General features: G+C 67.5%; 11 protein-coding genes. 7 read left to right on the top strand and 4 right to left on the bottom strand.

Annotated features, from left to right (window positions below; translation table 11 throughout):
• Nucleotides 1–29: 29 nt before the first annotated feature.
• Nucleotides 30–503: a GNAT family N-acetyltransferase gene (locus GN331_RS08610; RefSeq protein WP_156641566.1), complete on the top strand. Its 474-nt coding sequence runs from the start codon at nt 30–32 to the stop codon at nt 501–503.
• Here GN331_RS08610 and GN331_RS08605 read toward each other — a convergent pair.
• Nucleotides 500–1,036 carry a hypothetical protein gene (locus GN331_RS08605; protein WP_197427059.1) on the bottom strand — a complete coding sequence of 179 codons (537 nt, stop codon included), beginning with the start codon at nt 1,034–1,036 and terminating at the stop codon, nt 500–502. The genes GN331_RS08610 and GN331_RS08605 overlap by 4 nt on opposite strands.
• A gap of 138 nt (nt 1,037–1,174) precedes the next feature.
• Between GN331_RS08605 and GN331_RS08600 the strand changes: the two genes are divergently transcribed.
• Nucleotides 1,175–2,221 (top strand): serine hydrolase domain-containing protein, encoded by a 1,047-nt coding sequence (locus GN331_RS08600; protein WP_425489282.1) that lies wholly within the window; start codon nt 1,175–1,177, stop codon nt 2,219–2,221.
• Here GN331_RS08600 and GN331_RS16760 read toward each other — a convergent pair.
• On the bottom strand, nt 2,218–2,937 hold the full coding sequence (locus GN331_RS16760) for a M15 family metallopeptidase (RefSeq protein WP_231734431.1): 720 nt from the start codon (nt 2,935–2,937) through the stop codon (nt 2,218–2,220). The genes GN331_RS08600 and GN331_RS16760 overlap by 4 nt on opposite strands.
• 166 nt (nt 2,938–3,103) lie before the next feature.
• Between GN331_RS16760 and GN331_RS16755 the strand changes: the two genes are divergently transcribed.
• From GN331_RS16755 to GN331_RS08585, 3 genes are all read left to right on the top strand, one after another.
• Nucleotides 3,104–3,292 (top strand): hypothetical protein, encoded by a 189-nt coding sequence (locus GN331_RS16755; protein WP_231734430.1) that lies wholly within the window; start codon nt 3,104–3,106, stop codon nt 3,290–3,292.
• 87 nt (nt 3,293–3,379) lie between these two features.
• Entirely contained in the window at nt 3,380–4,288 is a 909-nt protein-coding gene (locus GN331_RS08590; protein ID WP_156641563.1) for a hypothetical protein, read from the top strand.
• A 35-nt stretch (nt 4,289–4,323) separates the two neighbouring features.
• Nucleotides 4,324–5,691, top strand: coding sequence for a cryptochrome/photolyase family protein (locus GN331_RS08585; RefSeq protein ID WP_156641562.1), 1,368 nt, complete (start codon nt 4,324–4,326; stop codon nt 5,689–5,691).
• Nucleotides 5,692–5,713: 22 nt separating this feature from the next.
• Here the strand turns inward: GN331_RS08585 and ispG are convergent, their stop codons facing one another.
• The gene (gene ispG, locus GN331_RS08580; protein ID WP_156641561.1) at nt 5,714–6,994 is read right to left on the bottom strand and encodes a flavodoxin-dependent (E)-4-hydroxy-3-methylbut-2-enyl-diphosphate synthase; all 1,281 of its coding nucleotides are present in this window, start codon (nt 6,992–6,994) and stop codon (nt 5,714–5,716) included.
• A 70-nt stretch (nt 6,995–7,064) separates the two neighbouring features.
• Here ispG and xseA point away from each other — a divergent pair, with 70 nt between their 5' ends.
• On the top strand, nt 7,065–8,408 hold the full coding sequence (gene xseA / locus GN331_RS08575; protein WP_156641560.1) for an exodeoxyribonuclease VII large subunit: 1,344 nt from the start codon (nt 7,065–7,067) through the stop codon (nt 8,406–8,408).
• Nucleotides 8,409–8,427: 19 nt separating this feature from the next.
• A complete protein-coding gene (locus tag GN331_RS08570) occupies nt 8,428–9,870 on the top strand; it encodes an aldehyde dehydrogenase family protein (RefSeq protein ID WP_156641559.1) in 1,443 nt (480 codons plus the stop codon).
• On the opposite strand, the gene GN331_RS08565 is transcribed toward GN331_RS08570, so the two are convergent.
• Nucleotides 9,871–12,684 (bottom strand): EAL domain-containing protein, encoded by a 2,814-nt coding sequence (locus tag GN331_RS08565; RefSeq protein WP_331713424.1) that lies wholly within the window; start codon nt 12,682–12,684, stop codon nt 9,871–9,873. It lies immediately after the preceding gene.
• Between the last annotated feature and the right edge of the window lie 220 nt (nt 12,685–12,904).

Below are 12,904 nucleotides of genomic sequence, written 5' to 3'. Positions count from 1 at the left end.
GTCGCAATCGGCGGGCATACACTGGCCCCGTGCTGGGCCTCCCCACCATCCGTCTCGCAACGCCGGACGATGCGCAAGCCATCGCGACGCTGTCGCGCGATGCGATCGAACACGGCCTGCGCTGGCGCTACACGCCCGCGCGCATCCTCGCCGCCATCCGCAGCCGCACGAGCAACGTGGCGCTCGTCCACGCGAACGGCGGACTGCATGGCTTCGCGATCATGGAATACGGCGACACCACGGCGCACCTGACGCTGCTCGGCGTGCAGGCCACGCAACGTCGACGCGGCCTTGGCGCGCGGTTGCTCACCTGGCTGGAAGACGCGGCGCGCGTGGCCGGCATCGAACGCATCGACGTCGAATGCCGATCCGACAATCCCGGCGCGATCGCGTTCTACCGCCACCAGGGGTATCGCGTGCAGGGGGTGTTCCCGCATTACTACGAAGGGCGCATCGACGCGGTGCGACTGGCGAAGGACTTGGCGCAGCGTGAATCGAATTAGCGCGCCGCCTTCCCGAACAACACCGACGCCCCCATCCACAGCACGACATACATCGTCGTGATCGCCAGCATCATCACCGGCACGTCGAGTCGTCCGAAGATCGCGATCGCACCGACCACGGCCTGCGCGACGGCCGTGGCGACCATCACGCGCGCCATGCCCTGCGCGCGGAAGCGCACGACGATCGCGCCGATGATCGCGACCAGCAACACACCGACGTACATCAGGTTCGCCGGGTTGCGTTCGTCGCCGATCACGCCGACGGCCAGGTTCGCCCACACCAGGAAGAATGCGGTACCAACGGCTGCAGCGGCGCCTGCGCGATAGGCCAGGCTGGCGCTCCTGCGCGCGAACAACTCGTACGCGCCGCACGCGGCGGCCAGCATGCAGCCGAAGGTGATGAAGTCGCGCGCGGTCCAGTTCACCTCCTGGGTGAAGCGCATCGCGACCGCGGGCACGGCCAGCAGGGCGGCCGCGCCGGTCCAGATCGCCAGGCTCCAGCGGTTGCCGACGCTACGGAAGTCTTCTGCCATGACGGTGCTCCCTGCGATGGAAAGTGGGGCCAGCCTCGTCCCCCGCCGTGAGCCGCCGATGGCGCTTGTGTGAAGCGGGGAAGAAGTCGCCGTACACTCCGGCGGTCCGAGGGGGGCCACGCCATGCCGCACCGCGCCATCGTGCAATGCCTGTTGCTGGGAGCCGCCGTCCTGCTGGCGGGCTGCACCGCCAAGAGCGATCCCGCGATGACCGACCCACTCGACGCGCTGATGCACGACTACGCCGGCAATGGACCGGGTGCCTCGGTGCTCGTCGTTCGCGACGGTAAAGCCATCGAACGCCGCAGCTACGGCTTCGCCGATCTCGAAGCGAAGACGCCGATCACGCCGAAGACCAACTTCCGCCTCGCATCGATCAGCAAGCAATTCAACAGCGCCGCGATCCTGTTGCTCGCGCAGGACGGCAAGCTGTCGATCGACGATCCGATCAAGCGCTTCCTGCCCACGCTTCCGCCGGAAGACGATGCGATCACGATCCGCCACCTGCTCACGCACACCTCGGGCCTGATCGATTACGAAGACCTGATGGATCCGAAGGACACCGCGCAGATCCACGACATCGGCGTGTTGCAGTTGCTGGAAAAGGCGCCGAAACATTACTTCGTTCCGGGCACGAGCTATCGTTACAGCAACAGCGGTTATGCGCTGCTTGCGTTGATCGTCGAGCGCGCATCGGGCCAGCGCTACGCGGATTTCCTGCGCACGCGCATCTTCGAACCGCTGGGGATGAAGCACACCGTCGCTTACGAAAACGGCATCTCGACCGTCGCCAATCGCGCCTACGGTTACACGGAAGAAAACGGCAAGTGGACGCGCACGGATCAGAGCACGACCAGCGCCGTGCTCGGCGACGGCGGCATCTATTCCTCGATCGACGATCTGGCGCGCTGGGATGCGGCGCTGTACGACGATCGCCTGCTGCCGCAGTCGGTCTGGAAACAGGCCTTCACGCCCGCGACGAAAACCGACGACCCGACGATCGAGTACGGCTTCGGCTGGCGCATCACCGGCGAGACCTTGTGGCATTCCGGTGAAACCGTCGGCTTCCGCAACGTGATCGTGCGTTATCCGCAGCGCCATCTCACCGTCGTCGTGCTCACCAATCGCAACGAACCCGAGCCCTACGAACTGGCGAAGAAGATCGCGGCGTCCTACCTGGATTAACGCACCGGAATGTCGAACGCCACGCGCGGGGACGGCTCGGGCTTCAAGGTGAAGTGCCACCACTCCATCGGATAGTTGCGAAACCCCTGCGCCTCCATCGCATCGCGCAGGCGGTGGCGGTTCGCGCGCTGCGCGTCTGTGGCTTTCTTCGAATCGGTGTTCGCCAGCGTGTCGAAGAAATCGAAGTGCGTGCCCATGTCCAGCGGCGTGCACGCCACGCCCGTGTCGTCGCATTCCATCAGATCCAGGTCGACGGTCGCGCCGCGGCTGTGGCCCGAGGTCGGCGAGATGTAATCGCCGAGCAACGCGCGTTTGTCGAAGGACGGGTAGTACGCGGCCTTCGTGCGGCCGTCTTCCGGCGCGTGCGCCCACGCGACGAAATTCTGCACGGCACGCACGGGGCGGTAGCAGTCGTACAGGCGCAGGCGCATGTGGTCGTCGCGCAGCGTGCGTTCGACGCGCGCGAGCGCTTCGGCGACGGGGCGCAGCAGGAAACACTTCGGCGCCTCGTAGCCATCGACCGGCGCGCCGGTGAAGTTGTTCGCGCCGGCGTAACGGATGTCGAGATCGATGTCGGGGACGAGGGAGCGGATGTCGACGAGGTTGGCGTCCTCGGGCGTCGTCGCGGGCGAAATCGGCGCGGAATTTTGTTGCGTTGCGCAAGCGGTGGCGAACAGGGCGATGGTGGACAGGAGCGCGTGTCGGCTGAAACGCATGCGGATTTCCCGGGCTTTTTTGCCACGGTAGCAAAAGCCGCGTCGCCGCCCGTCGCTCCCTTGCGCCGCCGGGAGGACAGGCGCGCCGGACCTCACCCCGCATTCACGAATTCGTGGCTCATCCTTGGCACGCCCGAGGAGGGCGCGCTTCTCAGGGGGAACACACATGAACATCAAGACGCTCGAAACGGTGCTGGAAGAAATGCGGCGCGCGAACCACGCCGACGAACGCCAGCTCCGCGATTGGGAAGCCCGCATCGCCGAAGCGATCACCGACGACCTGGTGATGCGCATCCAGGCTTCGTTCGGCGCGCCTGCGCTGGCGCCGACGCCCGGCGGACACGACTGGGAGTAACCCCGCGCCCGGACGCGCGACGCGTCCGGAACGCTCCGCCGCCACGCCGGGTTGAACCGGCGCGCCTGCCCGCCGGTATTCGTGCGCATGTCCTCGCGCACGCTGTCCTCCGCAATCGCTGGCCTGCTGGCCCTGGTGTCGCTGCCGGGGATGGCACAGGAAGTGATACGCGAAGACGAAGTCCTCGACGGTGATCGCCCCGAAGCCTGGGCGATGCACTACAGGACCGCCTCCACGCTGATGGCGGCCTTCGGCCCCTCGCCTGCGCTCGCGCCCGGCCATTGGCAGGCGGCGGTCGAACTCGGGGAGGTGCCGCATCTGCCTGCGCGCAAGACGATGGTCGGTTTCAACGGACTGAAGAACGAAGATCTCAACAAGTCGCCCGTGTTCGGGCGCGTGCGCGGATGGATCGGGCTGCCCGGCGGGTTCGTCGCCGAGCTTGCGTGGACACCGCCGGTCGAAATCGGCGGCGCGAAGACGCGCGATCTGTGGGCCGCCGCCATCGCAAGGCGCGTGGTGGATGCGAACGGGGTGATCGTGTCGGTGCGCGCGTTCGGCCAGCACGGCGCGGTGATCGGCGATGTCACCTGCCCGGCGGCCCTCGCGGGCGTGCAGGACTTCGACCTGAATCCCTACGGTTGCGAGGCGCCGTCGAGCGACACGCTCCAGCTGAATTACTACGGGCTCGAAACGACCGCCGCGCTGGCACACGGCCCGTGGACCTGGCACCTGAGTGGCGGCCTGGTGCGCATGGAAAACGAAGTGCACGTCGACGCGCTCACCTTCGGTTTTCGCGACTACTCGCGGCTGACGGCGACGGACGATGTCGGCTATCTCGCATTCGGCGTCGGTCGCACGTTGACCAAGGGCTGGGGCGCCGCGATCGAAGTGTTGTACGTGCCGCTCACGGTGTTGCGTACGCCCGATGGTTCGGCCGACAGCGATCCGATGCTCTCCTTCCGCCTGCAGGTGCGATACGCCTTCGACGCGCGGTGACGCCGCCATCCACGCGCATTGGCGATACTGCGCGCATGCCCCATGCTCTCGTCTGGTTCCGCGACGATCTCCGCCTCGACGACCAGCCCGCGTTGCAGGCGGCGATCGCGCAGGGCTATGCGCCGGTTCCCGTGTACGTGCATGCGCCGGAGGAAGAAGGCGATTGGACGCCGGGCGCGGCATCGGACGCGTGGCGGCGTCGATCGCTTGCGGCGCTCGATGCGTCGTTGCGGGCGCGCGGTTCCCGCCTGGTCTGCGTGCGCGGCCCGACGCAGGCCGCGCTCGAACGCCTCGCACGCGACACGCAAGCCGAAGCGGTGTTCTGGACCCGACGTTACGAACCGGCGATCGAACAACGCGACACCGCGTTGAAGTGGACCCTGCGGCAATCGGGACTGTTCGCGCAAAGCCACAACGGCGCGTTGCTGATCGAACCGTGGGACGTCGCGACCAAGGCGGGCGATCCGTACAAGGTGTTCACGCCGTTCTGGAAAGCCGCGGCGGCGGTGATGCGAACGCCGCGCACTTTCGATGCGCCTGCGCGGTTGCCGCCGGTGACGATCGACGGCGAATCGATCGATGCGTTGCTCCCGTCGCCGACACCCACGTGGGACCGTCCGTTCTGGACGCACTGGACGCCGGGCGAAGACGGTGCGCGTGCGGCGTTGCAGGCATTCGTCTCGAAGGTCGCCGACTATCCGGAAGCGCGCGACCTGCCCGCCATCGACGGCACCTCATCGTTGTCGCCGCACCTGCATTTCGGTGAAGTCTCGATCCAGCGCGTCTACGCGACGATCGCGCAATGCGATGCACCGAAAGAAGCGCGCATCGCGTACCTGCGGCAATTGTTCTGGCGCGAGTTCGCGCACCACCTGCTGCATCATTTTCCACGCACGACGGACCACAACCTCGATCCGCGCTTCGACGCGTTCGAGTGGGCGCCCATCGACGACGCGCAACTCAACGCGTGGAAATCCGGCCGCACCGGTATTCCGATCGTCGACGCCGGCATGCGCCAACTCTGGCAAACCGGCTGGATGCACAACCGCGTGCGCATGCTCGTCGCGAGCCTGCTGACCAAGCACATGCGCACGCATTGGATCGAAGGTGCGCGCTGGTTCTGGGACACGCTGGTCGATGCGGATCTCGCGAACAACACGTTGGGATGGCAATGGGTTGCGGGCACGGGCGCCGATGCCGCGCCCTACTTCCGCATCTTCAATCCGTTGTTGCAGGCCAGGCGTTTCGATCCAGACGGCGCGTATGTGCGGCGGTGGGTGCCGGAGTTGGGGACGAAGGATTACCCGGTGCCGATCGTCGATTTGGCGGTCGCGCGCGAGGCTGCGCTTGCGGCTTACTCGCGTCGCGGGGGGATCCCCCCCAATCGCGCTTTGCGCGATTGACCCCCCTTGGGAGGGGGGTGGACTACTTGGCGCCGAACTTGCGCTCGACGTAGTCGTCGATCATCGCGACGAACTCCTGCGCGATGTTGTCCCCGCGCAGCGTCCTGGCCTTCTCGCCATCGATGAACACCGGCGCGGACGGCGCCTCGCCGGTGCCCGGCAGCGAGATGCCGATGTTGGCGTGGCGCGATTCGCCCGGCCCGTTCACCACGCAACCCATCACGGCGAGCGTCAGGTTCTCCGCACCGGGGTGGCTGACCTTCCACGTCGGCATCTTGTCGCGTACGTGTTCCTGCACGGTCTTCGCCAGCTCCTGGAAGAACTCCGACGTCGTGCGCCCGCAACCGGGGCACGCGGTGACCATCGGCGTGAACGCGCGCAGGCCGAGCGTCTGCAGCAATTCCTGCGCGACGATCACTTCCTGCGTACGCGACGCACCGGGCTCGGGCGTGAGCGAGATGCGGATCGTGTCGCCGATGCCTTCCTGCATCAGGACCGCGAGCGCCGCGCTGCTCGCGATGATGCCCTTGCTGCCGATGCCGGCTTCGGTGAGCCCCAGGTGCAACGCGAAATCCCCGCGCGTGGCGAGTTCGCGATACACCGCGATCAATTCCTGCACGCCGCTGACCTTCGCGCTGAGCACGATGCGATCGGCGGGCAGGCCGAGTTCGACCGCACGATGCGCCGAATCGAGCGCGGAGCGAATCAATGCTTCGCGCAACACGCGCCCGGCATCCCACGGTTCGGCGCGCAGGTGGTTTTCGTCCATCAACTGCGTGGCGAGCGCCTGGTCGAGCGAGCCCCAGTTCGCGCCGATGCGCACGGGCTTGCCGTTGGCGATCGCGAACTCGATCAACTGCGCGAACTGCACGTCCTTCTTCTTGCCGAAGCCGACGTTGCCCGGATTGATGCGGTACTTGGCGAGCGCGCGCGCGCAGGCCGGCTCACCGGCGAGCAACTGGTGCCCGTTGTAGTGGAAGTCGCCGATGATCGGCACGTGCACGCCCATCATCTCGAGCTTCTCGACGATGCGCGGCACGGCGGCCGCCGCTTCGGGCGTGTTGACGGTGACGCGGACGAGTTCGGAACCGGCACGCCAGAGTTCGGCGACCTGCTTCGTGGTCGACGCCACATCCGCGGTGTCGGTGTTGGTCATCGACTGCACGACGACCGGCGCGTTGCCGCCGACCGCGACGCCGCCCACGTGGACCTGCCGCGTCTGCCGGCGTGGCGCGGGGCCGAAGCGCGTGGCGTGGCACGGCAGATGGTCGTTGGCGGCGGGCGTGCGGGTATCGATCGACATGCGCGCATTCTACCGTGGCAGACACGCGGGCCCGCCTGCGCTACCGTGTCCCGCCGTCCTCCGCCGCCCTATGTCCCGCGACGACGCCCGCCGCATCCTCTCGCCCAGCCAGCTCAACACGCTGGCGCGCGACCTGCTGGAAGGCAGCTTCCCGTCGGTCCTGGTCGAGGGCGAGTTGGGCAACCTCTCGCGGCCCGGGTCGGGGCACCTGTATTTCACGCTGAAGGACGCCCGCGCCCAGGTGCGCTGCGCGCTGTTCAAGCCCAAGAGCCAGTGGCTGAACTTCGTCCCGCGCGAAGGCCTGCACGTGCTCGCGCGCGGCCGCCTGACGCTGTACGAGGCGCGCGGCGACTACCAGCTGATCCTGGATTCGCTGGAGGAAGCCGGCGAAGGCGCGTTGCGGCGCGCGTTCGAAGAACTGAAACAGAAGCTGACCGCCGAGGGCCTGTTCGAGACCGAGCGCAAGCGACCCCTGCCGGCGTTCGTGCGGCGGCTCGCGGTGGTGACCTCGCCGTCGGGCGCCGCGGTGCGCGACGTGCTCAGCGTGCTCGCGCGGCGCTTTCCCCTGATGCACGTCGACGTGCTGCCCGTCCCCGTGCAGGGGGAGGCGGCGCCGGCGCAGATCGTCGCGATGCTGCAGCGCGCGTATCGGACGGAACGCTACGACGCGATCCTGCTCGCGCGCGGCGGCGGCTCGCTCGAAGACCTGTGGGCCTTCAACGACGAACGCCTCGTGCGCGCCATCGCGCAATCCCCCGTGCCGGTGGTCTCCGCGATCGGGCACGAGACCGACTTCAGCCTCAGCGATTTCGTCGCCGACGTGCGCGCGCCGACGCCGTCGGTCGCCGCCGAATTGCTGGCGCCCAATCGCCACGATCTCGCGCTGCGCCTGCAGGGTTTGCAACGCCGCGCGACGCGCCTGATGGCGCATCACCTGCGTCGCGACGCGCAGCGCGCCGACCGCGCCGCCCTGAAATTGCATGCGCTGCGGCCGCGCGCGCGCCTGGATTTGTTGCTGCGTCGCCAGGCCGAAGCGCAGCGGCGCCTCGACCATGCATTCCGCAAGCAGCTGGAACGTTGGCATTCGCGCATGCGCCACGCCGACGCGGTGTTGCGCACGATGGCGCCCAAACGCCGCATCACCCTGCTCCACCAACGCCTGGAAGCCTTGCGCCCACGCCCGCTTGCCGCGATGACGCGCCGCCTGCGCCACGACCAGGTGCACCTGCGCGGGCTGGCGCGTTCGCTGGAAGCCGTGAGTCCGCTGGCCACCGTGGCGCGCGGTTACGCGATCCTCCAGCGCGACGACGGCCACGTCATCCGCAGCGTGCAGGATGTGCAGGCCGGGCAGCGCGTGCGCGCCCGCCTGGGCGACGGGACCTTGCCGTTGCGGGTGATCGATCCGGAAGACTGAAGGCACGAAGGAGACGCACATGGCGAAGCACGGATTGTCGAAGAGCTACCCCTGCTATCTCGCCAATGCGCCGATCCCGGGCGCGTCGGAACTCGACGTGCTCGACAAGTTCACCGGCAAGCGCGCCACGCGCGTGGGATTCGCCGATGCCGCGCTCGTGCGCAAGGCGATCGTCGCCGCGCACAAGGCGCGCCGCGCGGTCGCCGAGTTCCCGCCGGACAAACGCCGCGACGTCCTGGAACATTGCGTGCGCCGGTTCACCGAACGCCAGGAAGAACTCGCGCTCGCGCTGTGCATCGAAGCCGGCAAGCCGATCCGCGATGCGCGCGGAGAAGTCACGCGCTTGATCGATACCTTCCGCATCGCGGCGGGTGAAGCGACGCGCATCGACGGCGAAGTGCTCGAACTGCAAATCTCGCCACGCACGCGCGGTTATCGCGGCATGGTCAAGCGCGTGCCGATCGGTGCGTGCGCGTTCATCACGCCGTTCAACTTCCCGCTCAACCTGGTCGCGCACAAAGTGGCGCCGGCGTTGGCCGCGGGTTGTCCCTTCGTGTTGAAGCCCGCGGCGAAGACGCCCGTCGGCGCGCTGATCATCGGTGAAGTGCTCGCCGAAACCGACTTGCCGCGCGGCGCGTTCTCCATCCTGCCGTGCTCGAACGAAGATGCGTCGCTGTTGGTGGAAGACGAGCGCATCGCGCTCTTGAGCTTCACCGGCGGCCTCGTCGGCTGGGATCTCAAGGCGCGCGCCGGCCGCAAGAAAGTGACGCTGGAATTGGGCGGCAACGCGGCGTGCATCGTCGACGAAGACCCCGGCCAATCGCTCGACGCCGTCGTCGAACGCATGATCTTCGGCGCGTACTACCAATCCGGCCAGAGCTGCATCAGCGTGCAGCGCATCTTCGTGCATCGCGCGCAGCACGCGAAATTCAGGAAAGCGTTCGCGGACGCCGTCGCCAAACTCCGCATGGGCGATCCGAAGGACGAGAAAGTCTTCATCGGCCCGATGGTCGACGAGGCTGCAGCCAAGCGCGTGGACGCCTGGATGGATGCGGCGATCGCCGGTGGTGCGAAGGCACTCGTGCGTGGCAAGCGCAAAGGCAACCAACTCCCTGCCGCATTGCTGGAAAAAGTGCCCCACGACAGCGACCTGTATCGCCAGGAAGCCTTCGGCCCGGTCGCGTTGATCGAACCGTTCGACGATTTCGACGACGCCATCGACCTGGTCAACGAGAGTGACTTCGGCCTACAGGCCGGCGTGTTCACCGGCTCGATCGCGCATGCGATGCGCGCGTGGGATCGCATCGAAACGGGCGGTGTGATCGTCGGCGATGTCCCGAGCTTCCGCGTGGACAACATGCCCTACGGCGGCGTGAAGCACTCCGGTCTCGGCCGCGAAGGCGTACGGAGTGCGATCAGGGACATGACGGAAGAACGCTTGCTGGTCGTGCGGGACGTCTGATCAGCTCGAACGCGCCGCGGGCCTCGCGAACAAGTAGCCCTGCCCGCTTTCGCACCCCAGCCCGATCAACGCATCGCGCTGCGCTTCGGTTTCGATGCCTTCGGCGATCGTGTCGATGTTGAGCGTGCCCGCCAGCGCGAGGATCGCGCGGATCACCGCGAAGCTTTCCGGCTGCGCGGTCGACAGGCCGGCGATGAAGCTGCGATCGATCTTCAGGCATTCGATCGGGAAGTGGTGCAGGTACGACAGCGCCGAGAAGCCGGTGCCGAAGTCGTCGAGCAAGGCGAGCACGCCGTGGCGGCGCAGGTCGCTCAACGTGCGAAGTGCGCGCGGTGCGTCGTCGAACAGCGCGACCTCGGTGATTTCGATGCGCAGGCGCGCCGGATCGACGTTCGATCCTTCCAGCAACCCGAGCAGGCGTTCGGCGAAATCCGGCGAACGGAAATGGCGCGGCGAAACATTCACGGACACGTAGCCGCTGTTGTTCCAGCTGGCCATGTCCTGGATCACGCGCGCGTACAACAACCAGTCGACCTGTTCGATCAGCCCGCTGTCTTCGCCCACGCCGATGAATTCGGCCGGTGAGAGCACGCCGCGCTTCTCGTGGCGCCAACGCAGCAGCGCTTCGTGGCCGAGCACGGTGCCGTCGGTGATGCGCACGATCGGTTGGTAATGCGGTTCGAACGCGTCGGCGTTGATCGCGCGGCGCAGGTCGGCTTCCAGGTCGAGGATGCGCGTGGCTTCGTCGCGCATCGCTTCGTCGAAGACCGCGCTGCGATCGCGGCCGGCGCCCTTGGCGCGATACATCGCGGCGTCGGCGTCGCGCAGCATGTCTTCGCCGCTGCGATAGCGCGGGATCCACAGCGCGATACCGATCGAAGCGGTCGGAAACAGTTCGCGCCCTGCGATCCACACCGGCGCACCGAGCGCGCCGAGCACGCGGCCGGCGAGTTCTTCGGCCATGTCCTGCCCGTCGATCTGTTCGACGAGGATCGCGAATTCGTCGCCACCCAGGCGCGCGACGGTATCGCCCGCGCGCACGGCGGCCACGATGCGACGTCCCGCTTCGATCAGCAATTCATCGCCCACCGCGTGGCCGACTGAATCGTTGACCAGCTTGAAGCGATCCAGGTCGAGGAACAGCACCGCGAACGTGCGCCCTTCGTCGGCACCGCTGCGGGCCCGCTGGATCGCGTGGCTCAGGCGTTCGAGCAACTGCGCGCGATTGGGCAGGCCGGTCAGCGTGTCGTGCTGCGCTTGATGCGTGAGGCGGCGCTCGGCATGCATGCGCTCGCCGATCTGCGCCATCAGCTCGGCGTTCGCCGCGGCGAGTTCGCGCGTGCGTTCTTCCACGCGGCCTTCGAGTTCGGAATGCGCGGCCTTGAGGTTTTCCTGCGCCTGCTTGCGTTGCAGGCCCGCGCCGATGTGGTGCGCGACGAACGTCAGCAGCTCCTGGTCGCGCGGCGTGAACGCCACGGCCGGCGAATAACTCTGCACCGCGATCACGCCGACGACCGATTCATCGCGGAACAACGGCACGCCCAGCCAGTTGTGCGAAAGCGTGCCCATCGTCTTGACCTTGCCTTCGCGATCGAGCGCTTCGATCGCGTTGCGATCGGCGAGCACGGCGCGGCCGGTGCGGATGACGTATTCGGTCATGCCCATGCCGAATTTGCGGCGCGGGCGATTGGGATCGCGTTCGTCGATGGAGTACGGGAATTCGAGTTCGTCGCCCTCGCCGGCCAGCAGCGCGATGTAGAAGTTGCGCGCATAGAGCAGCTCGCCGACGACGTCGTGCACTTCGGCGTAGAAGCGCTCCAGGCTTTCGGAGGTGATCGACAACTCGGCGATGCGGAACAGCGCGCGTTGCAGGCGTTCGGCGCGCTGGCGCTCGACGATCTCCGCCTGCAGCACGCGGTTGGCTTCCTGCAGGGCGTGCGTGCGTTCTTCGACGCGGCGTTCGAGTTCGCTGCGCGCCTGGCGGCGATCGAGCGCGGTGAGGATGTGTTGCGCGACGTAGCTGAGGAGCGCGCGGTCTTCGTGGCTGTAGCTGGCGCGATGTTCGTAGGACTGCACGACGATCGCGCCGCACACGGTGCCTTCGCGGCGCATCGGCACGCCGAGCCAGTCTTCCGAATCGGGGCCGTGCACGGGATCGGAGGGAATCTGCAGCTTCGCGCGCAGCGCCGCCGACGGGCCGAGCAGCGGCTCGCCGTGGCGCAGCAGCGCCATCGTCAGGCTGGTCGGGACTTCGGCGACCGGGATCTCGTGCGAGGGATCGGCGATGTAGGGATCGTGCCGGTCGGCGAAGTAGAGGAAGCGCAGCGTCTGCCGCACTTCGTCGTACAACACGATGAAGCAGTTCTCCGCGTACATCAGCGAGCCGACGACGGCGTGGATGCGGCGGAGCATCTCGTGCATCTCGAGGCTCGACCCGGCCAGGTCGGCGATCTCGTACAGGGCCTGCTGGAGGCGCTCGCTCTTTTCGAGCGTCGCGATGCGGTTGCGCGCTTGCCAGGCTTCCAGCGACGCGGCGATGGTGCGGCGGGCCATGGCCTGCCAGACGTCGCGCATCGGCGACACGACCCCGGACGAATTCTGCGCGGCGAGCACGATCTCGGTGCCCTGCTCGGTGGTCCAGTGGTCGAGGATCTCGGCGTCGCGGGCGCGGCCCTTGGTGCCCAGCATCGACAGGGCACGCGCCACCAGGGCCGCCGGAACCGCGTCGTCCGCCGAATAGGCGTCGCCGCCGGCGTCCCGCCAGCAGATCACGATGCGGCCATCGGCCGGCAACACGTCGCGGACCGCGCGCACAAGCGCCGGCCCTGCGGACGATGCCGCGGCCCCTGCCGCTCCAGCCAACTCCGGGCTGCGCACGTTTATGTCGTCCCCCCAGACATGGGCGTGAGCATACAGACTTCGTGCCATGGCGCGCGGCCGGTCGCGGCGCGGGTGTTGCGAGGTTCCATGAACCGGATGAACGGAAATGGGGGCGCTTCCCGGAACCCCGCACGGCCGCCTCGCTCGTTTTCAT

The sequence above is a fragment of the Noviluteimonas gilva genome (assembly GCF_009740395.1).
GTDB classification, from domain to species: domain Bacteria; phylum Pseudomonadota; class Gammaproteobacteria; order Xanthomonadales; family Xanthomonadaceae; genus Noviluteimonas; species Noviluteimonas gilva.
Note: the sequence above shows the minus strand (reverse complement) of the source record. Positions and strands in the feature narration are given on the sequence as shown.